The organism is Ornithinimicrobium cavernae, assembly GCF_003121625.1.
Classification (GTDB): domain Bacteria; phylum Actinomycetota; class Actinomycetes; order Actinomycetales; family Dermatophilaceae; genus Ornithinicoccus; species Ornithinicoccus cavernae.
This window is the reverse complement of the sequence record NZ_QDDJ01000010.1, coordinates 115,156-140,315: the sequence shown is the minus strand read 5'-3', so window position 1 is coordinate 140,315 and position 25,160 is coordinate 115,156. Positions and strand designations below refer to the sequence as shown.

Here is a 25,160-nt window from a genome sequence, read left to right as displayed (position 1 = left end):
ACAGCACAGAACCCCCTCGCCGTGCGGCGAGGGGGTTCTGCGTGGGTCAGGGGAGCCGTGGCTCAGGCCTGGGCGTCCTCGGCGGTCGGGGCGACCAGCTCGACGTCCAGGTGCAGCTTGACCTTCTCGGACACGAGCACGCCACCGCCCTCGACGGCGACGTTCCAGGTCAGGTCCCAGTCCTTGCGGTTGACCTCGGTCGTGGCCTCGAAGCCGGCGCGGGTGCCGCCCCACGGGTCGGCCGAGACACCGTTGAACTCCAGGTCGAAGGTCACCGGACGGGTGGTGCCCTTGATGGTCAGGTCACCGGTCATCGAGCTCTCGGTGATCTCGGTGGAGCGGAAGGTCATCGTCGGGTGGTTCTCGACATCGAAGAAGTCAGAGGTGCGCAGGTGGTTGTCGCGGTCCTCGTTGCGCGTGTCGACGGAGTTGAGCTGGACCTCGGCGCTGACGGAGCTGTCGGCCAGCGTCTCGCCGACGACGACCTCGGCCGTGAACTCGCGGAAGGTGCCGCGGACCTTGGCGACCATCATGTGGCGCGCGGTGAAACCGATCTCGGTGTGCGTCGGGTCGACGGTGTAGGTGCCCGGGGCGAGGCTGTTGAAGACTGTCATGGGGGGTGCTCCTAGGGGTCTCGGAGTGATCACGCTGTCAGGGGGAGTAACGGTTGACTATTCAACCATATTCCTAGTCGGTACGATTCCATGTCATACCGACCCAAGCCCAGCACATCCGCAGGCATCTGGCGAGCGCAGGAAGGCGATCGAGCATGGAGGACGAGGTCCGCTGGCTCAGCACCCAGGAGCAGGCCTCCTGGCGTGCCTACCTGCGCGGGACCCGGTTGATCGCGACGGCGCTGGATGAGGGACTGACCAAGCACGGCACGCGGCTCACCGAGTACGAGATCCTCTCGATGCTCTCCGAGGCGCCGGGGGGCCGTCTGCGCATGTCCGCCCTGGCGCAGCTGGTCGTGCAGTCGCGCAGCCGGCTGACCCACACGGCGACTCGGTTGGAGCGCCTCGGCTGGGTCCAGCGGCACGCCGTGCGCGAGGACCGGCGCGGGGTCGAGCTCAGCCTCACCCCGCAGGGTCGGGCGGTGCTGGAGGAGCTGGCCACCGTGCACGTGTCCGACGTGCGCCGGATCCTGCTCGACCGCCTCACCCCGGAGGAGTTCGCGGCCCTGGGCCACGCCATGACACGCGTCGTCGACTCGATCGACGTCACGGAAGGAGACTGTTGAGCACCCACTACCCGGACCAGGCACCCGCGTCCGAGGAGCTGTTGGCACGAGCCCGGCGCGTCATCCCGGGGGGTGTGAACTCGCCCGTCCGGGCGTTCCGCTCCGTCGGGGGCACCCCGAGGTTCATGCGCTCGGCGAGCGGCCCGTGGCTGACCGACGCCGACGGTCGGCGCTATGTCGACCTCGTCGGCAGCTGGGGGCCGATGATCCTGGGCCACGCCCACCCCGAGGTCCTGGAGGCGGTGCGGTCCACCGCGGCGGACGGCTTCAGCTTCGGCACGCCCAGCGAGCACGAGGTCGCCCTGGCCGAGGAGATCGTGTCCCGGGTCGACCCGGTCGAGCAGGTGCGGCTGGTCAACTCCGGCACCGAGGCCACGATGAGCGCGATCCGCCTGGCCCGTGGGTTCACGGGTCGCAGCGTCATCGTGAAGTTCGCCGGCTGCTACCACGGCCACGTCGACTCCCTGCTGGCCTCGGCCGGCTCGGGCCTGGCCACCTTCGCGCTGCCGGACTCCGCCGGGGTGCCGGCGAGCAGCGCGGCCGAGACCATCGTGCTCCCCTACAACGACGTCGTGGCGCTGGAGGCCGCGTTCGCCGACCGGGGCGGCGAGATCGCTGCCGTCATCACCGAGGCGTGTCCCGGCAACATGGGCGTGGTCCCTCCGCGGCCGGGCTACACCGAGGCGCTGCGCCGGGTGACCCGCGAGCACGGTGCACTGCTGATCTCCGACGAGGTGATGACCGGGTTCCGGTGCAGCCGCGCGGGCTGGTTCGGGCTCGAGGGGCCGCCTGCAGGTGGCGCACCCGACCTGTTCACCTTCGGCAAGGTGATGGGCGGGGGGTTCCCGGCCGCGGCCTTCGGTGGCCGCGCGGACGTCATGGCGCTGCTCGCGCCCGAGGGGCCGGTCTACCAGGCGGGCACCCTCTCGGGGAACCCGGTCGCCAGCGCGGCGGGCCTGGCCACCCTGCGACTGTGCACCCCCGAGGTCTACCAGCGCCTCGACGAGGTGGCCCACATCATCGCCGACGCGGTCGCGACCGAGCTCGCCAGAGCCGGTGTCGCGCACCGCATCCAGTGGGCCGGGTCGATGTTCAGCGTCTTCCTGCGCGACGGCGAGGTGCGTGACTACACCGACGCGCAGGACCAGGACACCGCGGCGTTCGGTCGCTTCTTCCACGGCATGCTGCGTCGCGGCGTGCACCTGCCGCCGAGTGCGTTCGAGACCTGGTTCGTCTCGGCGGCGCTGGACGACGAGGCGGTCGGGACGGTCCTGGCCGCGCTCCCCGGTGCCGTGGCCGACATCGGCTGACCACCGAGCGCGTGGTCGCCTGTTCTACCGCCCGACCGAGCGCGTGGGCGCCCGTGATGACCCGATCGAACGCGTGGTGACGGTGACTGCCACGCGCTCGGTGGGGGTGAGTGTCAGGTTTCGGCGCGCCCGGTGGGATGGGAAGTCAGGTCCCGGTGCGCTCGGTCGGGGACTGAGGATCCGCTCAGGCTCGCATGGGACAATCGGGGGCATGACCGCAGGTAGCCGCACCCTCGTCCACGTGGTCCGCCACGGCGAGGTCGACAACCCGGGCCGCGTCCTCTACGGGCGGCTCCCGGGCTACCGGCTCTCCCCTCTCGGGCAGCAGATGGCTGAGCGGGTCGCCGACTTCATGGACGGCCGCGATGTCGTGCACCTGGTCGCCTCACCGCTGGAGCGGGCTCAGCAGACCGCCGCTCCCACCGCACGGGTGCTGGGCCTGGAGGTCGGCGCCGACGAGCGCCTGATCGAGGCGGGCAACACCTTCGAGGGCACGACGGTCGGCGCGAACCCCCGGCAGCTCCTGCGCTGGCAGCACCTGCGACGCCTCGGCAACCCCACGACCCCCTCCTGGGGCGAGCCCTACCGCGACATCGCCGTGCGCATGCTCGAGGCGGTCGAGGACGCACGCCGCACCGCACGGGGGCACGAGGCGGTGCTGGTGAGTCACCAGCTGCCGATCGAGACCCTGCGCCGCTCCATCGAGGGGCGCCGGCTCTGGCACAACCCGCGCCAGCGTCAGTGCACGCTCGCCTCGGTCACGACGATCACCTACCTCGATGACGACCCGGTCGAGCTCGCCTATGCCGAACCCGCCCGGGACCTGCTCGCCACCGCCGCGCCGGGGGCGGGGACGTGAGGCGGCGCAGGTGGGTCGCCGGAGTTCTTCTCACGCTCGCCCTGGTGCTCTCCGGGTGCGGAGGCGGCGGCAATACCGTGAGCGACCAGGCCCGTGACGGCAGCCAGAAGGGCTACGTCTCCGGAGACGGCACCGTCGAGCAGCTCGCCCCCGAGGACCGCACGATGACGATCGAGCTGGAGGGTGAGGTGCTCGCGGGCACCGACCCCGAGACCGGCGAGGTCGTGCTGGAGCCCTGGTCCTCCACGCAGGCGCGGGGCGAGGTGCTGGTGATCAACGTGTGGGGCTCCTGGTGCGGGCCCTGCGTGGAGGAGGTCCCGGACCTCAAGGCCGCCCACGCCCACTTCGAGGAGACGGGCGACCCCGTGCAGTTCATCGGCGTCAACGACCGGGACTCGGCCACGGCCGCCCTGGCCTTCGAGGAGCGGCACGAGATGCCCTACCCGTCGCTGGCCGACGACGGTGGCAAGACACTGCTCGCGCTCCAGGGGATGGCCACGCCCCGACCCAGCACCCTGGTCCTGGACCGCGAGGGCCGGCTGGCCGCGCGGGTGGCCGGCCAGGTCGACGACGCCACGTTGCAGGGGCTGGTCGAGGACGTGCTCACCTCATGAGGTCAGTGCGCACCCACGACCTCCGTTGCCCGGGCCTCGTCGCAGGACGCAGTGGGGAGACCCGGTGAGTGAGCTCGTGCTCAGCGGCCCGCTCCTGGCGGCGCTCGGTGTCGCTGCCCTCGCGGGGCTGGTCAGTTTTGCCTCGCCCTGCGTGCTGCCTCTGGTGCCCGGTTTCCTGGGTTACCTCGGGGGGATGACCCCCGAGGCGCCGGAGGGTGGTCGCGGTCGGCTGCTGGCCGGCACCGCCCTGTTCGTCGCGGGGTTCAGCGCCGTCTTCATCACCATGAGTGTGGTGATCTCGGGCCTGGCGCTCAGCCTGCAGGCGCACCAGGACCTGCTGCTGCGCGTCGGCGGAGCGGTGGTGGTCCTGCTCGGCCTGGTCATGGTGCTGAACCCCGGCACCAGCCTGGGCCCCCGCTGGCGGCCGGCCGCCGGACTCGCCGGCGCACCCCTGCTCGGGGTGGTCTTCGGTCTGGGGTTCACCGCCTGCACCGGGCCCGCGCTGGCCGCGATCCAGACCCTCGGGGCCTCGATGTCGCCCGACGCGGCCACGCTGGCCCGCGGGACGGTCCTGGCGGTCGCGTACTGCCTCGGGCTGGGGCTGCCGTTCCTGCTGGTCGCGGCCGGCTTCGGCTGGGTCAGCAGGCTGTCCCGCTGGCTGCGGGATCGGCACCGGCTCGTCTCGGTGACCGGCGGGGTCCTCCTGGTGGTCCTCGGCCTGCTCATGGTGACCGGCGTCTGGGACGGTGTCACCACCTGGGTCCAGACCCGACTCGTCAGCGGTTTCGAGACGGTCCTGTGACCGCGCGGACCAGGACGACGCCACCGGACGGCCCGATGACGGCGGCGACCGTGACGACACCACCGGGTGGGGCCGATGACTGACACCAGGAAGGCGCCCACCAGGTCGCCGGACCCCATCATCCAGCCGAGGCTCGGCGTGGTGGGCTGGCTGCGCTGGATGTGGCGACAGCTGACCAGCATGCGCACCGCGCTGATGCTCCTCATGCTGCTCGCTGTCGCCGCCGTCCCCGGCTCGATCTGGCCCCAGCGAAGTGTCGACCCGCCCCGGGTCAACCAGTTCGTGCGCGACAACCCGACCCTGGGGGAGTGGCTGGACCGCTTCGGCTTCTTCGACGTCTACTCCTCACCGTGGTTCGCCGCGATCTATCTGCTCCTGATGATCTCCCTGATCGGCTGCATCGTGCCGCGGGCCGGCGTGCACTGGCGTGCGATGCGCGCCCAGCCGCCGCGGGCACCCCGCAACCTGACGCGGCTGGAGTCGCACGCCACGACCGAGCTGGCCGCAGACCCCGAGGTGGTGCTCGAGGCCGCCCGGACGGCCCTAGGCAGGCGGCGCCTCCGCCTGCGCAGGGTCGAGGACGGGCGCGAGCACGAGGTGGCCGCCGAGGGCGGCTACCTCCGGGAGACCGGCAACCTGGTCTTCCACATCTCCCTGCTCGCGGTGATCGTCTCTGTGGCGGTGGGACACCTGTGGGGATGGCGGGCCGAGGTGATCATCTCCGAGGGGGAGACGTTCATCAGCCAGGCGGGGCGCTACGACACCCTCCAGACCGGGCCCTGGGTCGACGAGAGCTCGATCGACCCGTTCTCGCTGCACCTCGACCGGCTGGACGTCGAGTTCGAGACGGACGCCGGCGGTGCACAGTTCGGTGCCCCACGGCTGTTCGAGGCCACCGTGACGACCACTGACGAGCCCGGCGCGCCCGAGGAGCAGCAGGTCCTGGGGGTCAACAACCCGCTGCACTTCGGCGGGACCTCGGTGTTCCTGCTCGGCAACGGCTATGCCACCGTCACCTCCGTCACCGATGGTGACGGCAACCCGCTCGGCACCTTCACCACGCCGTTCCTGCCGCAGGACGACAACTACTACTCGACCGGCGCCATCAAGGTCCCGGCCGCGGAGCCCCAGCTCGGCTTCTACGGCGCCTTCCTGCCGACGCTCCGGTTCGACGAGACGGCGGGTCCGGTCTCGGACTTCCCGGGCCTGGTGGACCCGGGCCTCGTCCTGGGGCTCTTCGAGGGCACCCTGTTCCCGGGCGGCCGACCCCAGTCGGTCTACACCCTGGACACGGCCGAGATGGAGCAGATCAGGACCAGTGACGGGACCACCTCCGGGCTGCTCCTGCGTCCGGGCGAGTCCACCGAGCTGCCGGGCGACCGGGGCACCCTCGTCTTCGAGGATGTGGTGCGCTGGGGTGGTCTCGTGGTGCGCCACGACCCGGGGCGGATCCCGGTGCTGATCAGCTCGATCGTCCTCCTGGGCGGGCTGGTCACCATGCTCACCGTCAAGCGGCGGCGGGTCTTTGTCCGGGTCACCGACCCGGGTGAGGCGGGCGCGGAGCCGGGTGCGCGGCATACTGGACTGATGGTTGCGGGCCTGACCAAGGGCACCGACCCCAACCTGCAGGGCTACCTCGACGCACTGGTCGAGGACATCTCTGCAGCAGTAGCGACGAAGGACAGCGAATGACCAACCAGACCCTGGCCCAGGCCTCCGACATCGCCGTGTGGGCCACGATGGTGCTCACGACGCTGGCGATGCTCGCGTTCGCCGGCCACCTGGCCGTCACCGGCACCCGCACCCGTGAGCGCACCTCGGCGACCGCCCGGACGGAGCACCGGACAGCAGCCGGTTCCGCGGCACCGTCCGGGTCCTCGGTGGCCGTGCTGGCCACCGAGGAGCCGGCACCGCCGCCACCCTCCCGCCGGTGGGGTGTCATCGGGCTGCAGCTCACGCTGCTGGCCACGTTCGGACTGGTCGCCGGCGTGGCACTGCGGGGGCTCTCGGTCGGGAGGGCGCCGCTGGGCAACATGTACGAGTTCGCGCTCGTCGCCATGATGTTCACGCTGGTCGTCTACTCGGCGTGGGCGCTGCGCAGGGACCGGTTGTGGCTCGGGCTGTTCGTCACGCTGCCGGTGACGCTGGTCCTCGCGGCCGCCAAGCTGTCCTGGTACACCGAGGCCTCCCAGCTCATGCCGTCGCTGAACTCGATCTGGCTGGTCATCCACGTGACCGTGGCGACCCTGTCCGTCGCCCTGTTCACGATCGGCTGCGTGCTGGCGCTGCTCTACCTCGCCAAGGACCGCGCCGAGGCCAAGGGACAGGTGCCCGGCTGGTTGGCGGCGCTGCCCGGCACGTCCTCCCTGGAGCGCATCACCTACGGGCTGCACATCGTGGCGTTCCCGCTGTGGACGTTCACCCTGATCGCGGGCGCGATCTGGGCCGAGCAGGCCTGGGGCCGCTACTGGGGCTGGGACCCCAAGGAGGTGTGGACCTTCGTGATCTGGGTGGTCTATGCGGCCTACCTGCACGCCCGCGCCACCTCGGGCTGGACCGCCCGCAAGGCGACCTGGCTGGCCGTCGCCGGCGCCGGGTGCATCGTCATCAACTACACGGTCGTCAACACCTTCTTCGTCGGCTGGCACTCCTACTCCGGGATCTGATCGGTGTTCAAGTACTCCGTCTACCGCATCGGGCTGTTCCTCGTCGCGATGCTGGTCCTCGTCCTGGTCGGCCTCGAGCCGCTCTGGGCGGCCGTCATCGCGGCCCTGTTCTCGATGGTGACCTCGTTCTTCCTGCTGGCCGGCCCCCGCGAGGAGGCGGCCCGCACCATCGAGGCCAAGGTCGAGCGCTCCCGCGCCCGCCGTGCCGAGAAGCTGGCCGACCAGCGGACCGACGAGGAAGCCGAGGACGACGACCTCCGCTGATCCGCGCCCGGTGCGTCACGTCCCGGGAGGGACCCAGGCAGGTGCCTGGAGGTGTGCGGTCAGGCCGACAGGACCAGCCCGATCGTGAGCAGGGTCGAGAACCCCAGCTGGTAGAGCCCGGTGCTGCCGATCACGGGCACGAGTCCCCTGCCGCGGGCGCCCCTCAGGACCAGGCGGGTCGTGAGGACGCCCAGTGGGGCCGCACCCAGCGCGAGCAGCGCCCACGGGTGCACGAGGGCGGCCACCACGGAGGCGAGCAACGGGAGGGCGATCAGCGCGACGTACAGCCACCGGGTGCGGGCATCACCGAGCCGCACCGCCAGGGTGCGCTTGCCGGACGTGGTGTCGCCCGGGATGTCGCGCAGGTTGTTGGCCACCAGGATCGCGCAGGTGATCGCGCCGACGCCGGTCGCGCCCGCCCACGAGGCGAGGTCGAGCTCCTTGACCTGGGTCCACGTGGTGCCCAGCACGGCGACCAGGCCGAAGAAGATGAAGACCATCACCTCGCCCAGCCCGCGGTAGCCGTAGGGGTTGGCACCCCCGGTGTAGCGCCAGGCCGCCACGATGGCCAGGCCACCGATGAGCAGCAGCGCCCACGCGCCCGACAGCGCCACGAGCGCCAGGCCCGTCACGGCGGCGAAGCCGAACCAGAGGAAGGCCATCAGCCTGACGTTGGCGGGGTCGGCCAGCCGCTGCCCCACCAGGCGGATCGGACCGACACGGCGCTCGTCGGTGCCGCGGATGCCGTCGGAGTAGTCGTTGGCGTAGTTGACGCCGATCTGCAGCCCGACGGCGACGAGCAGGGCCAGCAAGGCCAGCCCGAGGTCGGAGTGGCCGAGGGCGTGGGCCGAGCCGGTGCCGACGGCGACCGGGGCGACGGCGGCCGGGAGGGTCCGGGGGCGCGCGCCAGCGACCCACTGGGCAGAGGAGGCCACGGGTCAGATGCCCCGGAGGAAGTCGGGGTCGTCGTCCGGACCGCGGGGTCCGCTCGGGCGCGGTCGGGGCTTGAGTATGCCGCGTGGTCGCCCGGCGATCAGCCAGCTGATCCCTCCGGCGAGCGGCACGAGCAGGGTGACGACGAGCCAGACCAGCTTGGGCAGTCCCCGCACCCGCTCCTCCTCCGTCTGCACGACGTCGACGACGCAGTAGACGGTGAAGGCCAGCACGGCCACGGACAGCACCACCCTGAGCACGGGTCTCCCTCCAGATTCAGTTCACGACGCGGATCCGCGGTGACTCCCCATTGTGCCACTCCCACCTGCGCACATCGTCCGTAGCGCGACCCGGTCGGGCTTGCCGGAGGCAAGCAACGGGAGCGCGTCCAGCCACACGACCTGGCGGGGCAGCGCCTGGGCGGGCAGGGCGTCGCGCAGCAGCTCGCGTATGGCGGAGGTGCCGGGCCGCGTGGCCGTCACCTGGTCGTCGGCGGAGGAGGAGGCGCCCGACGGCCCGCGGTCGTCCGTGCGGCCGTGCCCCACGAGCACGGCCGCGACACGCTGGCCCCACTCCGGGTCGGGGACGCCGAGCACGAGCGCCTCCCGCACCCCGGTCAGTCCCAGCAGGGCGTCCTCGACGGGCCGCGGGGCGACCTTGAGCCCGCCGGTGTTGATCACGTCATCCGCCCGGCCCAGCAGGCGCAGTCGCCCGTCGTCGAGCTCACCGATGTCGTCGGTGCGGAACCAGCGTCGGCCGTCGGCGTCCGTGGTGAAGCGCTCAGCGGTCAGGGCAGGGTCGTCGAGGTAACCGCTGGCCAGGACCGGCCCGCCGAGGAGCACCCGGCCCTCGTCGAGCCGGACCTCGACCCCGGTCAGGGGAGTGCCGTCATACACACAGCCACCGGCGGTCTCGGTCATCCCGTAGGTCCGGTGGATGCGGACGCCGGCGGTCTCCGCGCGCCGCAGGAGGGGGGCCGGGAGAGCGGCCCCACCCACGAGGACGGCGTCGAAGTCAGCCAGGGCCGCGAGACCGGCGGGGTCCTCGACGAGCCGGAGCAGCTGGGTCGGGACCAGGGAGACCAGCCGGGGGCCACCGCCGAGCCGGGCCGACGCGGTGGTGAACGCACCGACGGTGAACGGGCCGTCCAGGCGGATCGGCACGGTGCCGGCCAGGGCGGAGCGGACCACCACCTGCCAGCCCGCGACGTGGTCGGTGGGCAGGGCCAGCAACCAGCGGCCATGGCCACCGACCCGTTCAGCCGTCGCTGCGGCCGAGGCGCGCAGGGCGCCCGCGGTGAGGGCCACACGCTTGGGCTGACCCGTCGAGCCGGACGTCGTCAGCACGACCCCCGCGCCGTCCAGCGCCCGCGTGGCGCTGCGCAGGAGGGCGTCGAGGTCGTCGCCGGCCGTGGCGGGCTGGACGGGGGGCTCGGTGGCGGCTGACACCCGATCAGGTTACGCACCGAACAGCAGTGAGCCGGACCCCAGGACGGGGTCCGGCTCACCGGAGGCAGTTGACCGAGGGTCAGCCGCTCAGTTGAAGCTCTCGTTCATGTCGACGTACCACGCGTCGTCGATCTTCTTGAGCGTGATGACCTGGTCACCGATGCCCTCGGCGAACATCGGGGAGAAGTTGTCCTTGTCGACCACGGCCGTCTCGCCCTGGACGTCGGCGCCCTTGATCTCCATGGACTCGATGATGCCCGCCATCTCCGGGCTGAACATGTTGCTGGCCTGCGTCGGGAAGGTGTCGATGCAGATGTCGTACTGCGCCTTGTTGTCCTTCATCGGCGCCTCGCCGTCGAAGTCCAGCATCATGTCGCAGACGGCCTCCTCGGCGTTGACGAAGGCGACCAGCCACTCCTTGGTGCGGTCCGCGGCGGCCTGTCCGTCGGCGCCACCCTCGCCCTCGCCGCCACCGGCGCCGGGCGCCTCGGTGGCCTCGCCACCGTCGGCCGGGGCCTCGGTGGTGGGCTCCTCGTCAGCGGGTGCCTCGGTGGTGGGCTCCTCGGTCGCGGGAGCCTCCTCGGTGACCGCAGCCTCGTCGGTGGGCTCCTCGGTGGCCTCCGCGTCGGTGGTCTCCTCCACGGTCTCCTGGGGCGTCACGTCCTCGACCTCGGGCTCGTCACCGCCGCAGGCGGACAGCAGCAGGACGGGGACCGCCAGAGCAGTCACAAGCGCACGTCGCATTATCGGGTTCCTCCCCTATCGTCACAGTCTGTTCAGCCTGGATTGTCCCACGATCGTGGGTTCCTCGGTTAATCCCGACCGTGCCTACGACGCCCTCACCTGCGATGACGATCCGTGGGCTTGGTCACACACCGGGGCCGCCCCGACGGCAGCGGCGCACCAGGCCCTGGCCGCCCGGGGTCGGCCCCGACCGAGAACGCCGGTGGGCCTCAGAAGTACCAGGGGAACGGGCCCCACTGCGGGTCCCGCCGCTCCAGGAACGCGTCGCGCCCCTCGACCGCCTCGTCGGTCATGTAGGCCAGTCGCGTCGCCTCGCCGGCGAACACCTGCTGGCCCATCAGCCCGTCATCGATCTGGTTGAACGCGAACTTCAGCATCCGCTGTGCGGTCGGCGACTTGCCCATGATCTCCCGCGCCACGACGAGGGACTCGCGCTCCAGGTCGGCGTGGTCCACGACCAGGTTGACCGCACCCATCTGGTGCATCTGCTCGGCGTCGTAGGTCCGCCCCAGGAAGAAGATCTCGCGGGCGAACTTCTGCCCGACCATGCGCGCGAGGTAGGCCGAGCCGTAGCCCGCGTCGAAGCTGCCCACGTCGGCGTCGGTCTGCTTGAAGCGCGCGTGCTCGCGCGAGGCGATGGTCAGGTCACAGACGACGTGCAGGGAGTGCCCGCCACCTGCGGCCCACCCGTTGACGACGGCGATGACGACCTTGGGCATGGTGCGGATCAGCCGCTGTACCTCCAGGATGTGCAGCCGCCCACCGGCAGCCTTGACCCGCGCCTGGTCGACCGTGTCCGCGGTCTCTCCCTCGGCATACTGGTAACCGGACCGGCCACGGATCCGCTGGTCCCCTCCAGAGCAGAACGCATGCCCGCCGTCCTTGGGGCTCGGTCCGTTGCCGGTGAGCAGCACGACGCCGACGTCGGGGGTCATCCGGGCGTGGTCCAGCGCGCGGTAGAGCTCGTCGACCGTGTGCGGCCGGAAGGCGTTGCGCACCTCCGGCCGGTCGAACGCGATCCGCACCGCCCCGACGTCGCGGGCGCGGTGGTAGGTGATGTCGGTGAACTCGAAGCCCTCGACGACCTCCCACTGGCTCGGGTCGAACGCGCTGGCTGCCTGGGTGCTCTGCTCGGTCACGCCCGCCAGAGTAGGCCAGCCCGAAGACCGCCGGTCACTGGTCCCGGCTGGACAGCACGCAGAACTCGTTGCCCTCGGGGTCGGCAAACACCGTCCACGTGGCCCTCGCCGGGTCCTGCCCCACATCGACCTGGGTGGCGCCGAGGTCGAGGAGCCGCTGGATCTCGGCGTCCCGGTCCTGGCTGGAGTGCGGCGCCAGGTCGAGGTGGAGACGGTTCTTGACCGCCTTGCCCTCCGGCACCGGAACGAACACCAGCCCCTGCCCGCGACGCATCCAGGCTCCGAGGTCGGTGACGGGCCCACCCTCCTCCCGGGCGTGCTGGGGCACCAGGACCACCTCGTCCTCGGTCTCGAAGGCGACCATCCAGTCCAGGACCTGCGCCCACCAGCGACCCTGGGCCCGGTGGTCGGCGCAGTCCACCACCGTCGTGTACCACTTGAGTGCCATCCCTCCACTGTGCCGGGGACCACCGACACCCGCGACCGAGGACGCCGTCCTAGGCTGGTCGGGTGACCCCAGACCTGCCCGAGCTGCTCGCCGCCGCGACGCCGGTCGCCCTGCCGATGCGGATCCGGTTCCGTGGCATCGACGTGCGCGAGACCGTCCTGTTCCGCGGACCGAGCGGGTGGGGAGAGTTCGGGCCCTTCCCGGAGTATGCCGACCCGGAGGCCTGCAGGTGGCTCGCCGCAGGCCTGGAGTCGGCCTGGGGGACGTGGCCGGCGCCGGTCCGGGACCGGGTCGAGATCAACGCCACTGTGCCCGCGGTGGGGCCGGGCCACGTGGCGGGCGTCCTGGAGGGCTTTGACGGCTGCCGGACGGTCAAGGTCAAGGTCGCCGAGGCGGGACAGACGCTTCACGACGACCTGGCACGGGTCGCCGAGGTGCGGGCCCTGCTCGGGCCGGGCGGGCAGATCAAGGTGGACGCCAACGGGGCCTGGACCGTGGAGCAGGCGAGGGAGGCGCTGACCCGGCTGTCGGCATACTCCCTGCAGTATGCCGAGCAGCCCTGCGCCGAGGTCGCCGAGCTCGCCGAGCTGCGCCGTCTGCTGGCCCGCGACGGCGTGGACGTGCCGATCGCCGCGGACGAGTCGGTCCGGCGTGCCGAGGACCCGGTGCGGGTGGCGCGCGAGGGGGCGGCCGACCTCGTGGTCGTCAAGGTCGCGCCGCTGGGTGGGGTGGCCTCCGCCCTGCGGATCGTGGCGGAGTGCGGGCTGCCGGCGGTCGTGTCCAGCGCGATCGACACCTCCGTCGGGATCGCCGCCGGGGTGGCGCTGGCCGCGGCGCTGCCCGAGCTGGACCACGCCTGCGGCCTCGGCACCGTGGGCCTGCTCGACGCCGACGTGGCCGAGCGCCCGCTCGTGCCGGCGGCGGGGGTGATCACGGTCGAGGACGCCCTCGCCGTGGTCCGCGCCGACGAGCAGCCGGGCCTGGCCGGGCGCGAGCTGACGGGGGAGCGGCGGGACTGGTGGCTGGACCGCCTCGCCCGCTGCCACGCCCTCCTCACCTGACCCGCCCGAGCGCACGGTGACGTGTTCACGCGACCGTAACGAGCGACATACGGCCGAAACACTCTCGCTCCGCCACGGAAACACCGAGGTCGTTGACTGCCTCCACCGGCGCGGCTCCAGGTCGCGCCCCGGATCTGGAGGCACGACATGGAACTGACGGCGACAGACGTCTGGGTGATGGTGTCCGCGGCCCTCGTGCTGCTGATGACTCCCGGGCTCGCGTTCTTCTACGGCGGCATGGCTCGGGCCAAGGCCGCTCTCAACATGATGATGATGAGCTTCGTCTCGATCGGGCTCGTCGGGGTGGTGTGGGTGCTCTGGGGCTTCGGCATGACCTCCTCCCCGGGGATCCTCGGTGGGCTGGTCGGCGACCCGACGGCCGACCTCGGCCTGTCTGAGCACGTCGGCACGGGCGACCTGACCGGCATCGGGTATGCCGCCACGTTCGCGATCATCACCGTCGCCCTGATCTCGGGCGCGGTGGCGGACCGGACCCGGTTCAGCGCCTGGGTGGCCTTCGTCCCGGTCTGGGTGACGCTGGTCTACTGCCCGCTGGCCTACATGGTGTGGGGAGGCGGCCTGCTGTCGGCGGACGGCGCGATCGGCCGGAGGTTCGGGGAGGCGATCGACTTCGCCGGCGGCACCGTGGTGCACATCAACGCCGGCGTGGCGGCGCTGGTCCTCGTCTACGTGCTCGGACGCCGGGCGGGCTGGGGCCGCGGCTTCCACCGCCCGCACAACGTGCCGCTGGTGATGATCGGTGCCGCGCTGCTCTGGTTCGGCTGGTTCGGTTTCAACGGCGGGGCCGCCGGCTCGACGGAGGAGGCCGCCCTGATCTGGGTCAACACGCTGGTCGCCCCGGCTGCGGCGATGCTCGGCTGGCTGCTGGTGGAGCGCGTCCGCGACGGTCGCCCGACCTCGCTGGGGGCCGCCTCCGGCGTGGTCGCCGGGCTGGTCGCGATCACCCCGGCGTGTGCCTCGCTGAGTCCACTGGGCTCGATCGTCCTGGGTGCTGTCGCGGGGGCGGGTGCGGCGCTCGCCGTGGGGCTGAAGTACCGCTTCGGCTATGACGACGCCCTGGACGTGGTCGGTGTGCACCTGGTCGCCGGACTCATCGGCACGGTCGGGATCGGCTTCCTGGCCATGCCCGTCGACGGCGTCGGTGGTGGGCTGTTCTACGGCGGCGGGGTCGAGCAGCTGACCGCCCAGGTGGTGGCGACCGTGTTCACCGTCGCCTTCACCGGTGTCATGACGCTCCTGATCGCCCTGGCCATCGCCCGGACCATCGGTTTCCGCGTCTCCGCCGAGGACGAGGAGCGCGGGGTCGACCTGTCGGAGCACTCGGAGCTGGCCTACGAGCTCGGCCCGCTCAGCACGCTGGGGCCAGGGGTCACGGTGGTGACCGGAGCGCAGACGGACAAGGTCTCTGTCTGACCCGGCGCTGAGCCACCGCACCGGACGCGGGTTCGTCCCACCGCGGGCACGACATGGTCCGTGCTCGCCAGGGTGAACCCGCGTCCGCTCGGCCTTGCTGGGCGGGCGGACTCGGATCAGCGGGTAGCGGCCTCGAGCAGGGTGAGCAGCGAGGCGCGCAGCTGAGCCCGGTCCTGCGCGCTGAGCTCGTCGAGGAGGGTCTCGCTCTGCGCGCGTCGGGCGGCGCGGATCTCGTGGGAGGCCTCGCGGCCCCGGTCGGTCAGCGTGACCAGCACGGCCCGCCGGTCGGCCGGGTCCGGGGTGCGGGTGACCAGGCCGAGCTCCTCGAGGGCGTCGACGACCTCGGTCGCCGAGCGCGGCGCGATCTGCAGCCAGCCGGCAAGCGCCCCGAGGCGCAGCCCACCGACCTCGTCGCTGTCTCCTCCCGGCCGGCGGTGGTGCCGGGCCTCGCTGCGGGCGATGACACCGAGGGCCCGCGCCTGGTGCGGGGACAGGCCCCACGGGGCGGTCTCGACCGCGGAGCCGCGCCGCAGGTGGCGGGCCAGGTGCTGGATCAGCTCGAGCTCGGAGGCCTCCGCGTCGATCGGGTGCTCACCGTGCGTGCTCGGGTGCCTGTGGTCGTGGTGGGACACGGGACGCCTTCCTCCTGCGGCGTCCACGTCGAGGTGCTCGGTGGCTGGGGGACGGCCGCGCGATGGAGTCTACCAGAGTAGGGAGGCAACCAGACAGTGTGGTAACCTCACTATTAACCGGGCCGCCGCGCCGGCGGTCACCACACGAAAGGAGGGGGCCCATGGAAGCCACGCACGACTTCGCACCCCGCACCGGAGGGGGCCGCCACGGCGGTGCCCGCCGGGACCCCAGGGACACGGCCCAGCTGGCTGCCCACCCGGTGAGTGCCTCACGGGTGCTCGCCCTGTTCCGCCCGCACCGCACCAGGCTGCTCGTCGTGCTCGGGATCATCGTGACCAGCTCCGTGCTCGGCCTGGCCACGCCGTTCCTGGCCAAGGCTCTCGTCGACGACGCGATCCCGCGCCAGGACGTGGGCCTCCTGCTGGCCCTCGTCGGTGCCATGGTCGGCGTCGCCGCGGTCAACGCCGTGCTCGGCGTCGTGCAGACCTGGATGTCCACCACCGTGGGACAGCAGATCATGCACGGCCTGCGCACCGCGGTCTTCACGAACCTCCAGAAGCAGTCGCTGTCCTTCTTCACGCGCACCCGCGGCGGCGAGGTGCAGTCGCGCCTCACCCACGACATCTCCGGTCTGCAGGGCGTGGTCACCTCGACCGCCACGAGTCTGGCGGGCAACGTCGCGACGGTCGTCGGCACACTGGTCGCGATGGTCGCGCTCAGCTGGCAGCTGGCGCTGCTGTCGCTGGTCGTCATCCCGCCGGCGGTGCTCATCAGCCGCTCGGTCGCGCGGTTGCGCCGCGAGGCCACGGACCGGCGGCAGAAGGCCCTGGCCGGTCTGCACAGCCAGGTCGAGGAGTCGCTGTCGGTCAGCGGCGCGCGCCTGAGCAAGACCCTGGGTGCCGGTCCCGCGCTCGCCGAGCGCTTCTTCCGCACCTCGGACGACCTGCTCGAGCTCGAGGTCGCGGCCCAGATCGCCGGCCGTTGGCGCACCGCCACGATGGGCATCATCTTCGGCGTGATCCCCGCCCTGGTCTATCTGCTCGCCGGACTGCCGGTGACGGCCGAGGGCATCACGATCGGCACCCTGGTCGCCTTCATCGCCCTGCAGGCCGGCATCTTCCGCCCGGTCATGGGCCTGCTCACCACCGGGGTGCAGGTGACCGCCTCGATGGCCCTGTTCAGCCGCATCTTCGAGTACCTCGACCTCACCGCTGAGGTCCCCGAGCCGGAGCGCCCGGCCGACCTCGACCCGGAGTATGCCGAGGGGCGGGTCGTGCTCGACAAGGTGACCTTCCGGCATACGGACAGCGGGTCCGACGCCCTGACCGAGGTCGACCTGACCGTCCCGGCCGGCTCCCACGTGGCCATCGTCGGCCCGACGGGGTCCGGCAAGAGCACCCTGGCCGCCCTGGTCAGCAGACTGCACGACCCGACCAGTGGGCGGGTCACGCTCGACGACATCGACCTGCGTGACCTCAGCTCCGCGCAGCGCGCCGCCGTGGTCGGGGTGGTGACCCAGGAGACCTACCTGCTGCACGACACGGTCCGGGAGAACCTGCGCTTTGCCGCCCCGGAGGCGACGGACGCCGAGCTCGAGCACGCCGCCCGCGCCGCGCAGATCCACGAGGTGATCATGGCACTGCCCCGGGGATACGACACGGTCGTCGGTGCCCGAGGCCACCGGTTCTCCGGAGGAGAGCAGCAGCGGCTGGCGCTGGCGCGGACCCTGCTGCGTCACCCGAAGGTGCTCGTGCTCGACGAGGCGACCAGTGCCCTGGACACCCGCACCGAGCTCGCGGTCCAGCACGCGCTCGAGCAGCTGGGGGAGGGGTGCACGGTGATCACGATCGCGCACCGCCTCTCCACGGTCCGGCACGCGGACCAGATCGTCGTCCTGGACGGCGGCCGGATCCGGGAGCGCGGCACCCACGAGGAGCTCGTCGCGGCCGACGGTGCGTACACCGCGCTGGTCAGGGCGAACGAGCGGGCCGACGAGCCCGCGCTCGCGTCCCTGGCGGCCTGAGGCCTTGCGACGCGGACGTCGGTGGTCGATCAGGATCCGAGAAGCAGCAGGTGGCCGTGCCCTCTAGCGTATGGACCACACCCACCAGACGAGAGGATGCATCATGGCCGCCAAGGACGAGGACACCACGAAGCTGTCCGCCCAGGAGCGGGCGGCGCTGCGCGAACGCACCCGGGAGCTCAAGGCCGCCAAGAAGGGCGCCGAGGCCGAGCAGGCGGTGCTCGACGCCATCGCCGCCCTGTCCGACGCCGAGCGGCCCCTGGCGGAGCGGGTGCACGCCCTGATCAAGGAGGCGGCGCCGGAGCTGGCGGCCAGGACCTGGTACGGCATGCCGGCCTATGCCAACAAGGACGGCAAGGTGATCTGCTTCTTCAAGGCCGCCTCGAAGTTCGATGTGCGCTACGCCGAGCTGGGCTTCAACGAACCAGCCAACCTGGACGACGGCAACATGTGGCCGACGGCGTTCGCCCTGGTCGAGCTGACCAGCGCCGAGGAGGAGCGGATCACCGAGCTCGTGAAGCGGGCCGCCAGCTGACCTGAGCCGCGCGTCCGGTGGCCTGAGATCCCGGGTGCCCGTGCGCCCGGTGCCCTGATTTCTCGGGCGACCGTGCGCTCGGTCGAGGGTGCGGGATCGGGGTGCGGGGACGGAATCGAGTCGGGAGTTCGGCGCCCGAGACGTTAACCTGGGATCACGCTTCCCCCACGCAACACACAAGAGGTGCACAGTGCCCACGGGCAAGGTCAGGTTCTACGACGAGGAGAAGGGCTTCGGCTTCCTCTCCAGCGACGAGGGTCAGGACGTCTATGTCCACGCCAGCGTCCTCCCGTCCGGTGTCAAGACGCTCGCGCGCGGTGCCCGGGTCGAGTTCGACATCGCCCAGGGGCGCCGCGGTGACCAGGCGCTGCACGTCCGCCTGCTCGAGCCCACGCCCTCGGTGAGCAAGTCGATGGCGATCCGCGACCGCAAGCCGGCCGAGGAGATGGCGGTCGTCATCGAGGACCTCATCAAGCTGCTCGACGACTCGTCCAACAGCCTGCGCCGGGGGCACTACCCGGACAAGCGACTCTCCGGGGCCCTGGCCAAGAGCCTGCGCGCCGTGGCGGACCAGTTCGAGGCCGGAGCCTGATGGCCGCGCCCAAGCGGGACGCCGTCCTGGCCGCTGCCGAGGAGGCAGCGCGCGAGGCTGCCGTCGCGATCGCCGAGCCCGGCACGGTCGGTGAGCACATCGCGTTCGTCATGGACGAGGACCGCGTGGGCACGCACTACTTCGACTGCACGGCGACGGCCTACCCGGGCTGGCGCTGGGCCATCACGCTGACCCGCCCCCCGCGGGGCCGGACGGCGCTCATCAGCGAGACCCACCTGGTCGCCGGGGACGACGCGCTCCTCTCCCCGGCCTGGGTGCCGTATGCCGAGCGGCTGGCTCCGGGTGATGTGGGCCCGGGCGACGTCACCCCCATGATCGAGGACGACCCCCTGCTGGAGGCCGGCTTCGAGGCGACGGGTGACGAGGACGTCGACCAGGTCGGCTTCGTCGAGCTGGGTCTCGGACGTCCCCGCGTGCTGTCCGCCGAGGGGCGGGACGCGGCCGCCACCCGGTGGTACGACGGCGAGCACGGCCCGGAGGCCGAGATCGCCAAGAAGGCCCCCGCACCGTGCAGCTCGTGCGGCTTCTTCGTCCCGATGGCCGGCGCGCTGCGTGCCGTCTTCGGGGTGTGTGCCAACGAGTGGTCGCCCAGCGACGGCAGCGTCGTGAGCCTCGACCACGGCTGCGGTGCGCACAGCGAGATCGACGTGGAGCGTGCCGAGCCGGAGAGCATCGAGCCGCCCGTCCTCGACGACACCGTGCTGGAGATCGTCGAGCGCTGAGCCCGGTCCGCCCGGCTCACCCACGCCGGACGGGGCGGTGCCGACTCAGGCGTCGGCGGCGTTGCCGCGCCCCCTGGAGAGGTAGACGTGGCCGATCACGCCCAGCGCCAGGCCTGACACGGGGACCCACACCCACCAGCTGCGGTCACCCTCGCGCAGGGCCGGCACCAGCAGGACCACGACCAGCGCCACGGCCCAGAGCGCCATGCCCCAACGCACCACCTCGATGGTGCGGAGTGCCGCCTCGGGCGGGGTGATCGGGGGCAGCGTGTCGCCACCCTCGGTCCCCGTTTCCTGTGGCATGGCCCTAATGTATGCGGCATGTCTGCCACCGCCGAACAGGCGTCGAACGCGTCAACCCTCCAGCGCTACTTCCGGATCGGTGAGCGAGGCTCGACGGTCGGTCGCGAGGTGCGGGGTGGCATCGCCACCTTCTTCACCATGGCCTACATCGTCGTGCTCAACCCGCTCATCCTCACCAGCGTGCCGGACAGCACCGGCAACTTCCTGGGCGGCGGCGACATCGCCATGATCGCTGCCGCCACCGCGCTGGTCGCCGGCCTGCTGACCATCCTGATGGGGGTCGTGGCCAACTACCCGCTCGGGCTGGCGGCCGGACTGGGCCTAAACGCCGTGGTGACCTTCGGGATCGCCGGACTGCCGGGGATGACCTGGGCGGACGCGATGGGTCTGGTGGTCCTGGAGGGGCTGGTCATCCTGCTCCTGGTGCTCACCGGGTTCCGTGAGGCGGTCTTCCACGCCGTGCCCGCCCAGCTCAAGATGGCGATCAGCGTCGGCATCGGGCTGTTCATCACGATCGTGGGCCTGGTCGACGCCGGCATCGTCCGCAAGCCCGCCGGTGCACCCCCGGTCGAGCTGGGCGTCGGCGGGTCCCTGGTCGGCTGGCCGACCCTCGTCTTCGTCCTGGGCCTGATCACCATCACGGTGCTGCACGCCAAGAAGATCCAGGGCGCCATCCTCTACGGCATCATCGGCGCCACCGTCCTGGCTGTCATCCTGGAGTCGGCGATCGGCATCGGGGGACAGACCAACGCCGAGGGAGAGGTGACCAACCCGACGGGTTGGAGCCTCAACGTCCCCGCGCTCCCGGAGCAGCTGGTGAACCTGCCGGACTTCGGGCTCCTGGGGCAGTTCAACCTGCTGGGCTCGATCGACCGGATCGGCATCGTCGCCGTGATCCTCCTCGTCTTCAGCCTCATGCTCGCGGACTTCTTCGACACGATGGGCACCATGGTGGCCGTCGGTGCCGAGGGCGACCTCCTCGACGAGGACGGCAACCCGCCCCACACCCGGCGCATCCTCATCGTCGACTCGATCGCTGCCGCCGCCGGTGGCGCGGCCAGCGTCAGCAGCAACACCTCGTTCATCGAGTCTGCCGCCGGTGTGGGTGAGGGGGCCCGGACCGGGCTGGCGTCCGTCGTGACCGGTGCGCTCTTCCTGGTGGCCACGTTCTTCTCGCCGCTGGTGTCGATGGTCCCCTACGAGGCGGCCACGCCCGCCCTGGTCGTCGTGGGCTACCTGATGATGCGCCAGGTCAAGGAGATCAACTGGGACGACATGGAGATCGCCTTCCCGGCGTTCCTGACCATCGTTCTGATGCCGTTCACCTACTCGATCACCGCTGGCATCGGGGCCGGCTTCCTCGGCTTCGTCCTGCTCAAGGTGGTGCGCGGCCGGGCCGGCGCCGTGCACCCGCTGATGTGGTTCATCGCGGCACTCTTCCTGGTCTACTTCACGCTGGAGCCCATCCGGGACCTGCTCGGCGTCTGACCTCGCCGAGGGAGAGGCGTCGTCCGCGCAGTGTGGTGGCCCGCTCGCGCGGCTGACCGCGAAGTGCACCGCCTGCTCGCCGCCGGCGGGATCGTCACGGTGGGGGCGGCGGGCACCCTCCGGGAATAGTTAGCAGAGGTAATGAGTTAGGCTAAGTACTCTTCTCGCCTGCGACTCCGAGGACCGCCGTGTCTGCTCTGCCCACTGACGACTCGCCGGACGGCATCGCCCGGCTCGCGCACGACCTGCGTATCGCGTGCATGCGTGTCTCGCGCCGCGTGCGCTTCGAGACCACTAGCACGATCGCCCCGCACCAGCTGAGCGTCATCGTCCGACTCGCCCAGTCGTCCTACACCTCGGGCGAGCTGGCCACCATCGAGCGGGTGAGCGCCCCGAGCATGAGCCGCACCGTCGGCGCCCTCGTCGAGCTCGGCCTGGTGGAGCGGGCCACGGACAGTGACGACGGCCGGGTGGTCCGTCTCTCCCTGACCGCTGCCGGGCAGCGCGAGCTCGATGAGCACCGGGCCCGCAGGGACGCCTGGATGACCCAGCGCCTGGCGGGGCTCACGGACGAGGAGCGCGAGCTGCTCGCCCGCGCGAGCGAGCTGCTGAACAGGGTGTTCGATCAGTGAGCGCCATGTTCAGCTCACTGGCCATCAAGAACTACCGCGTCTACGCCGCCGGAGGCATCGTCTCCAACACGGGCACGTGGATGGGCCGCGTCGCCCAGGACTGGCTCGTCCTCACCGAGCTGACCAACAACTCGGCCCAGGCCCTGGGCGTCGTCACCGGCCTGCAGTTCCTGCCGATGCTGCTGCTCGCCCCGGCCGCGGGTGCTGTCAGCGACCGGTTCGCCAAGCGTCAGGTGATGATGGTCACCCAGACGCTGATGGCCCTCACCGCCGTGGCGATGGGACTCCTCGTGGTGACCGGCGTGGTCGAGCTGTGGCACATCTATCTGCTCGCCTTCATCCAGGGCTGTGCCGCGGCCGTCGACGCCCCCGCCCGCCAGGCCTTCGTCTCGGAGATGGTGCCGCCCACCCAGATCACCAACGCCGTCGGTCTCAACAGCGCCTCGTTCCACAGCGGCCGGCTCATCGGCCCCGCGGTGGCCGGTCTGCTCATCGCCTGGGTCGGGACGGGCCCGACGCTGCTCATCAACGCCGGCTCGTTCGTCGCAGTGATCGGTGCACTGCTGCTGATGGACGTGGACGAGCTCACCCCCGCCCCGCGGGCGAGCGGCAAGGGGCGGATCCGCGAGGGCATCGCCTACGTGCGCCACCGCCCCGACCTCATCCTGATCCTGGCGCTGGTGTTCGTGCACGGCACGTTCGGGATGAACTTCCAGCTGACCAACGCGCTCATGTCCACCGAGGCGTTCGGCAAGGGGGTGGAGGAGTATGGCGCGGTCGGCTCGGTCATGGCGATCGGCTCCCTCGGTGGTGCCCTCCTGGCCGCCCGCCGGGAGAAGCCCCGGCTGCGTTACCTCCTGGGGGCGATGGGGATGTTCTCGCTGTGCACCCTGTTCGTGGGCCTGGCGCCGTCCTTCACCGTCTACACCCTCCTGCTCATCCCCACGGGGCTGACCGCCCTCACCGTGATGGTGACCGCCAACTCGATGATCCAGCTCAGCGTCGCGCCGGAGGTGCGGGGCCGGGTAATGGCGCTCTACATGGCGGTGTTCATGGGCGGCACCCCGCTCGGCTCGCCGTTCATCGGGTGGATCGGGGAGACCCTCGGGGCCCGCTGGACGGTGCTGATCGCGACCGTGACGTGTGGGATCGCGGTGAGTGTTGCGACCATCTACGTCATGCGCACCAACGACATCCGCATCCGACTGCAGCGCGAGCGCGGCAACTGGCTCAGCGTCCAGTACGGTCCGACCGAGCCGCTCCCGGAGAAGGTCGCCTGATGACGCCCCGCTCCCGCCGGGTGATCGTCCTGGTGGCCCTCGCCCTGTTCTTCGTGGCCGCCGCCGTCGCGGCGGTCCTGTGACCAGCACCGCAGCCCCCGCGACGCGCCCGGCACGCTACGCCGTCGGCATGTTCGGCACGTCGATCCCGATCAGCATGATCAAGGGGTCGCTGATCCTCTTCTACGTCGACATGCTCGGGCTGGACGGCCGGCTCTACGGGATCGTGATGGTCGCCTACGCGATCATCGACGCGGTCGACAACCCGGTCCTGGGCTACCTGTCGGACCGCACGCGCACCCGGTGGGGGCGGCGCCGCCCGTGGCTGCTCGTCGGCGCCCCGGTCCTGGCGCTGGGCACGATCGCGCTGTTCGCCGTGCCGGACTCGCTGGAGGGCCCCGGCCTGGTGGTGTGGTTCGCCACCTTCGCGATCCTCTGCGAGGCGGCCGACTCGCTGATCAACGCCAACTACGGCGCGCTGCTGCCCGAGCTGTTCCCCCGCGAGCGGGAGCGGGCCACCGCCAACGCCCTGCGGCAGGGCTTCCAGCTGCTCGCGCTCGTCGTCTCCCTGGCGCTCACACCGTGGCTGACCACCGAGGTGTTCGGCACCGAGGAGACGACGACGGGCTTCACGGTCACCGCGGTCCTCTACGGTGCGCTGGCCTGCGCGGTCATCGTCTACATGACCCTGGGTGTCCGGGAGGACCCGGGCGCGCTGCGCGGACCGCGCCCACCGCTGCTGGCCACGGTGCGGGTGATCCTGGCCAACCCCCGCTTCTGGCAGATCGGCACGGTCAGCGCCTGCTATCTGAGCGCGATGGGACTGGTGCTCACCGGCGTCCAGCTCTACGTGCGCTACTCGCTCGGCCTGCCCGTCGCCTACGCGCTCTACCTGCAGGGCGTGGTCATCCTCGCCACGGTCGGTTTCCTCGCCGTGTGGGCGCGTGTCGTCCGGGTCAAGGGGGCGCCGTTCACGTGGCGGCTGGCGCTCGTGCTGCTGGCGCTGGGCTTCGTGCCGCTCTACCTGGCCCAGGACCTGCTGACGGCCATCCTGGCCGGGCTCTGCGTCGGGGTGGGTTATGCCGGGATGCTGGCCAGCAACGACCTGGTGATCGCCCGCGTCCTGGACGAGGACACCGTGGTGCACGGCGCGCACCGGGAGGGTGTCTTCCTTGCGGCGTTCGGGTTCTTCGGGCGCCTCTCCGGCATCGTCAGCGGCGCGGCGCTGGCCTCGCTCGGCGCCCTGTTCGGCTACTACTCCGGTGACGACCCCGGGAACCAGGCCGATGCCGCCTGGCGGACCTACGTCTGCGTCTACCCGATGGCGCTCGCCGCCCTGGGCGCCGCGCTCAGCCTGCTCATCCGAGTGCCGGACAACCGGCGGGACCTGGGCAGCGGACCGGCTGCGGGTGCCGCGCTCAGCTCGGGTGGCCCTCCGGTCCGGGGCTGATCTCGCCGCGCACCACGGAGCCGGGAGCGACCGGCGACCCGGAGGTATGCGGACCGGGCGCCGGCTCCTCGCGGGTCGCCCGGGCCGTGGCCCCCGTGGGGCGTCGCCCGGGCCGGGGCACGGTGATCGTCACTGTGCGCTCCTGGGGCCGCACCCGCTTGCTCAGGTCGGCCCGGTCCAGCAGCTCCTCGAACGAGGCCTGGGTCGGCGGGTGCACCGCGATCGGGTCCTCCCCGGAGAAGACCACCCAGTGCGCGGCGTTGAGGTGGAACACCTGCAGGACCGAGCCGTCGATGACCGTGGCGGCGTGGGCCATCGCCTTCTTGCGCTGGTTGCCCTTGGCGACCTTGGCCTGGACGAACTTCTCGGCGGGCTCGCGCGGGCTCTTCAGCTGCTCCCAGACGACCGGCCCCCACTTGTGCGCAGCCGCGGCGGCGACCGGCCCGTACTTGATCAGCCGGCCCGCTGCCTTGCCCTTGCCCACCATCGTGCACCTCCTGCGACTGGTCCTTGCCCACC

At 71.5% G+C, this 25,160-nt stretch carries 28 protein-coding genes; 18 read left to right on the top strand and 10 right to left on the bottom strand.

Annotation, left to right across the window (positions count from 1 at the left end):
• Positions 1 to 62: 62 nt before the first annotated feature.
• Positions 63 to 614 (bottom strand): YceI family protein, encoded by a 552-nt coding sequence (locus tag DA085_RS13030; RefSeq protein WP_109473412.1) that lies wholly within the window; start codon positions 612 to 614, stop codon positions 63 to 65.
• Positions 615 to 769: 155 nt separating this feature from the next.
• Here DA085_RS13030 and DA085_RS13025 point away from each other — a divergent pair, with 155 nt between their 5' ends.
• From DA085_RS13025 to DA085_RS12990, 8 genes are all read left to right on the top strand, one after another.
• Positions 770 to 1,240 carry a MarR family winged helix-turn-helix transcriptional regulator gene (locus DA085_RS13025; RefSeq protein ID WP_109473411.1) on the top strand — a complete coding sequence of 157 codons (471 nt, stop codon included), beginning with the start codon at positions 770 to 772 and terminating at the stop codon, positions 1,238 to 1,240.
• Positions 1,237 to 2,550, top strand: a complete 1,314-nt coding sequence (gene hemL, locus DA085_RS13020) for a glutamate-1-semialdehyde 2,1-aminomutase (protein ID WP_109473410.1) — start codon at positions 1,237 to 1,239, stop codon at positions 2,548 to 2,550. Before DA085_RS13025 ends, hemL begins: the two co-directional genes overlap by 4 nt.
• 211 nt (positions 2,551 to 2,761) lie before the next feature.
• A complete protein-coding gene (locus DA085_RS13015) occupies positions 2,762 to 3,409 on the top strand; it encodes a histidine phosphatase family protein (RefSeq protein WP_109473409.1) in 648 nt (215 codons plus the stop codon).
• 77 nt (positions 3,410 to 3,486) lie between these two features.
• The gene (locus DA085_RS13010; RefSeq protein WP_237565490.1) at positions 3,487 to 4,023 is read left to right on the top strand and encodes a TlpA family protein disulfide reductase; all 537 of its coding nucleotides are present in this window, start codon (positions 3,487 to 3,489) and stop codon (positions 4,021 to 4,023) included.
• Between the two features lie 64 nt (positions 4,024 to 4,087).
• Positions 4,088 to 4,825 carry a cytochrome c biogenesis CcdA family protein gene (locus DA085_RS13005; RefSeq protein WP_109473407.1) on the top strand — a complete coding sequence of 246 codons (738 nt, stop codon included), beginning with the start codon at positions 4,088 to 4,090 and terminating at the stop codon, positions 4,823 to 4,825.
• 75 nt (positions 4,826 to 4,900) lie between these two features.
• Positions 4,901 to 6,517 (top strand): cytochrome c biogenesis protein ResB, encoded by a 1,617-nt coding sequence (gene resB / locus DA085_RS13000; RefSeq protein WP_109473406.1) that lies wholly within the window; start codon positions 4,901 to 4,903, stop codon positions 6,515 to 6,517.
• A complete protein-coding gene (gene ccsB / locus DA085_RS12995) occupies positions 6,514 to 7,491 on the top strand; it encodes a c-type cytochrome biogenesis protein CcsB (RefSeq protein ID WP_109473405.1) in 978 nt (325 codons plus the stop codon). The genes resB and ccsB overlap by 4 nt, the downstream gene beginning before the upstream one ends.
• Before the next feature lie 3 nt (positions 7,492 to 7,494).
• The gene (locus DA085_RS12990) at positions 7,495 to 7,755 is read left to right on the top strand and encodes a DUF4229 domain-containing protein (protein ID WP_109473404.1); all 261 of its coding nucleotides are present in this window, start codon (positions 7,495 to 7,497) and stop codon (positions 7,753 to 7,755) included.
• 59 nt (positions 7,756 to 7,814) lie between these two features.
• On the opposite strand, the gene DA085_RS12985 is transcribed toward DA085_RS12990, so the two are convergent.
• From DA085_RS12985 to DA085_RS12960, 6 genes are all read right to left on the bottom strand, one after another.
• On the bottom strand, positions 7,815 to 8,690 hold the full coding sequence (locus DA085_RS12985; protein WP_109473403.1) for a 1,4-dihydroxy-2-naphthoate polyprenyltransferase: 876 nt from the start codon (positions 8,688 to 8,690) through the stop codon (positions 7,815 to 7,817).
• Between the two features lie 3 nt (positions 8,691 to 8,693).
• Entirely contained in the window at positions 8,694 to 8,948 is a 255-nt protein-coding gene (locus DA085_RS12980) for a PLDc N-terminal domain-containing protein (RefSeq protein WP_109473402.1), read from the bottom strand.
• Positions 8,949 to 8,969: 21 nt separating this feature from the next.
• Entirely contained in the window at positions 8,970 to 10,136 is a 1,167-nt protein-coding gene (gene menE, locus DA085_RS12975) for an o-succinylbenzoate--CoA ligase (RefSeq protein ID WP_109473401.1), read from the bottom strand.
• A gap of 87 nt (positions 10,137 to 10,223) precedes the next feature.
• Complete coding sequence (locus DA085_RS20985) at positions 10,224 to 10,865, bottom strand: hypothetical protein (RefSeq protein ID WP_154402195.1); 642 nt, start codon at positions 10,863 to 10,865, stop codon at positions 10,224 to 10,226.
• A gap of 224 nt (positions 10,866 to 11,089) precedes the next feature.
• Positions 11,090 to 12,019, bottom strand: a complete 930-nt coding sequence (locus DA085_RS12965) for a 1,4-dihydroxy-2-naphthoyl-CoA synthase (protein ID WP_237565489.1) — start codon at positions 12,017 to 12,019, stop codon at positions 11,090 to 11,092.
• Between the two features lie 34 nt (positions 12,020 to 12,053).
• On the bottom strand, positions 12,054 to 12,467 hold the full coding sequence (locus DA085_RS12960) for a VOC family protein (RefSeq protein ID WP_109473399.1): 414 nt from the start codon (positions 12,465 to 12,467) through the stop codon (positions 12,054 to 12,056).
• A gap of 116 nt (positions 12,468 to 12,583) precedes the next feature.
• On the opposite strand from DA085_RS12960, the gene DA085_RS12955 reads away from it, so the two are divergent.
• Complete coding sequence (locus DA085_RS12955) at positions 12,584 to 13,528, top strand: o-succinylbenzoate synthase (RefSeq protein ID WP_237565498.1); 945 nt, start codon at positions 12,584 to 12,586, stop codon at positions 13,526 to 13,528.
• A gap of 147 nt (positions 13,529 to 13,675) precedes the next feature.
• Positions 13,676 to 14,962, top strand: a complete 1,287-nt coding sequence (locus DA085_RS12950; RefSeq protein WP_109473397.1) for an ammonium transporter — start codon at positions 13,676 to 13,678, stop codon at positions 14,960 to 14,962.
• 116 nt (positions 14,963 to 15,078) lie between these two features.
• On the opposite strand, the gene DA085_RS12945 is transcribed toward DA085_RS12950, so the two are convergent.
• Complete coding sequence (locus DA085_RS12945; RefSeq protein ID WP_237565488.1) at positions 15,079 to 15,594, bottom strand: MarR family winged helix-turn-helix transcriptional regulator; 516 nt, start codon at positions 15,592 to 15,594, stop codon at positions 15,079 to 15,081.
• Positions 15,595 to 15,755: 161 nt separating this feature from the next.
• Between DA085_RS12945 and DA085_RS12940 the strand changes: the two genes are divergently transcribed.
• The 4 genes from DA085_RS12940 (at position 15,756) to DA085_RS12925 (ending at position 19,488) form a co-directional block, all read left to right on the top strand.
• Positions 15,756 to 17,618, top strand: a complete 1,863-nt coding sequence (locus DA085_RS12940; RefSeq protein WP_109473396.1) for an ABC transporter ATP-binding protein — start codon at positions 15,756 to 15,758, stop codon at positions 17,616 to 17,618.
• Positions 17,619 to 17,721: 103 nt separating this feature from the next.
• Positions 17,722 to 18,153, top strand: a complete 432-nt coding sequence (locus DA085_RS12935; RefSeq protein ID WP_202619222.1) for an iron chaperone — start codon at positions 17,722 to 17,724, stop codon at positions 18,151 to 18,153.
• 190 nt (positions 18,154 to 18,343) lie between these two features.
• Positions 18,344 to 18,745 carry a cold-shock protein gene (locus tag DA085_RS12930; protein WP_109473394.1) on the top strand — a complete coding sequence of 134 codons (402 nt, stop codon included), beginning with the start codon at positions 18,344 to 18,346 and terminating at the stop codon, positions 18,743 to 18,745.
• Entirely contained in the window at positions 18,745 to 19,488 is a 744-nt protein-coding gene (locus DA085_RS12925; RefSeq protein WP_109473393.1) for a DUF3027 domain-containing protein, read from the top strand. The genes DA085_RS12930 and DA085_RS12925 overlap by 1 nt, the downstream gene beginning before the upstream one ends.
• Before the next feature lie 45 nt (positions 19,489 to 19,533).
• Here the strand turns inward: DA085_RS12925 and DA085_RS12920 are convergent, their stop codons facing one another.
• The gene (locus DA085_RS12920; protein WP_109473392.1) at positions 19,534 to 19,791 is read right to left on the bottom strand and encodes a DUF2530 domain-containing protein; all 258 of its coding nucleotides are present in this window, start codon (positions 19,789 to 19,791) and stop codon (positions 19,534 to 19,536) included.
• 18 nt (positions 19,792 to 19,809) lie between these two features.
• Between DA085_RS12920 and DA085_RS12915 the strand changes: the two genes are divergently transcribed.
• The 4 genes from DA085_RS12915 (at position 19,810) to DA085_RS12900 (ending at position 24,641) form a co-directional block, all read left to right on the top strand.
• Entirely contained in the window at positions 19,810 to 21,279 is a 1,470-nt protein-coding gene (locus DA085_RS12915; RefSeq protein ID WP_109473391.1) for an NCS2 family permease, read from the top strand.
• Positions 21,280 to 21,467: 188 nt separating this feature from the next.
• Positions 21,468 to 21,911 carry a MarR family winged helix-turn-helix transcriptional regulator gene (locus DA085_RS12910; protein ID WP_337189785.1) on the top strand — a complete coding sequence of 148 codons (444 nt, stop codon included), beginning with the start codon at positions 21,468 to 21,470 and terminating at the stop codon, positions 21,909 to 21,911.
• A 5-nt stretch (positions 21,912 to 21,916) separates the two neighbouring features.
• A complete protein-coding gene (locus DA085_RS12905) occupies positions 21,917 to 23,191 on the top strand; it encodes an MFS transporter (protein ID WP_337189787.1) in 1,275 nt (424 codons plus the stop codon).
• Between the two features lie 79 nt (positions 23,192 to 23,270).
• On the top strand, positions 23,271 to 24,641 hold the full coding sequence (locus tag DA085_RS12900) for an MFS transporter (RefSeq protein WP_237565487.1): 1,371 nt from the start codon (positions 23,271 to 23,273) through the stop codon (positions 24,639 to 24,641).
• Here DA085_RS12900 and DA085_RS21640 read toward each other — a convergent pair.
• Complete coding sequence (locus DA085_RS21640; protein ID WP_237565486.1) at positions 24,610 to 25,128, bottom strand: hypothetical protein; 519 nt, start codon at positions 25,126 to 25,128, stop codon at positions 24,610 to 24,612. The genes DA085_RS12900 and DA085_RS21640 overlap by 32 nt on opposite strands.
• Positions 25,129 to 25,160 lie beyond the last annotated feature (32 nt).

What these genes read in the sequence shown, in the direction of transcription:
- DA085_RS13030 (WP_109473412.1), bottom strand. Translation starts at nt 614, where the DNA reads ATGACAGTCTTCAACAGCCTCGCCCCGGGCACCTACACCGTCGACCCG.
- DA085_RS13015 (WP_109473409.1), top strand. Translation starts at nt 2,762, where the DNA reads ATGACCGCAGGTAGCCGCACCCTCGTCCACGTGGTCCGCCACGGCGAG.
- DA085_RS12935 (WP_202619222.1), top strand. Translation starts at nt 17,722, where the DNA reads ATGGCCGCCAAGGACGAGGACACCACGAAGCTGTCCGCCCAGGAGCGG.
- ccsB (WP_109473405.1), top strand. Translation starts at nt 6,514, where the DNA reads ATGACCAACCAGACCCTGGCCCAGGCCTCCGACATCGCCGTGTGGGCC.
- DA085_RS12940 (WP_109473396.1), top strand. Translation starts at nt 15,756, where the DNA reads ATGGAAGCCACGCACGACTTCGCACCCCGCACCGGAGGGGGCCGCCAC.
- resB (WP_109473406.1), top strand. Translation starts at nt 4,901, where the DNA reads ATGACTGACACCAGGAAGGCGCCCACCAGGTCGCCGGACCCCATCATC.
- DA085_RS12950 (WP_109473397.1), top strand. Translation starts at nt 13,676, where the DNA reads ATGGAACTGACGGCGACAGACGTCTGGGTGATGGTGTCCGCGGCCCTC.
- DA085_RS12905 (WP_337189787.1), top strand. Translation starts at nt 21,917, where the DNA reads ATGTTCAGCTCACTGGCCATCAAGAACTACCGCGTCTACGCCGCCGGA.
- DA085_RS12960 (WP_109473399.1), bottom strand. Translation starts at nt 12,467, where the DNA reads ATGGCACTCAAGTGGTACACGACGGTGGTGGACTGCGCCGACCACCGG.
- DA085_RS12955 (WP_237565498.1), top strand. Translation starts at nt 12,584, where the DNA reads ATGCGGATCCGGTTCCGTGGCATCGACGTGCGCGAGACCGTCCTGTTC.
- DA085_RS12915 (WP_109473391.1), top strand. Translation starts at nt 19,810, where the DNA reads ATGTCTGCCACCGCCGAACAGGCGTCGAACGCGTCAACCCTCCAGCGC.
- DA085_RS12925 (WP_109473393.1), top strand. Translation starts at nt 18,745, where the DNA reads ATGGCCGCGCCCAAGCGGGACGCCGTCCTGGCCGCTGCCGAGGAGGCA.
- DA085_RS13025 (WP_109473411.1), top strand. Translation starts at nt 770, where the DNA reads ATGGAGGACGAGGTCCGCTGGCTCAGCACCCAGGAGCAGGCCTCCTGG.
- DA085_RS12920 (WP_109473392.1), bottom strand. Translation starts at nt 19,791, where the DNA reads ATGCCACAGGAAACGGGGACCGAGGGTGGCGACACGCTGCCCCCGATC.
- DA085_RS21640 (WP_237565486.1), bottom strand. Translation starts at nt 25,128, where the DNA reads ATGGTGGGCAAGGGCAAGGCAGCGGGCCGGCTGATCAAGTACGGGCCG.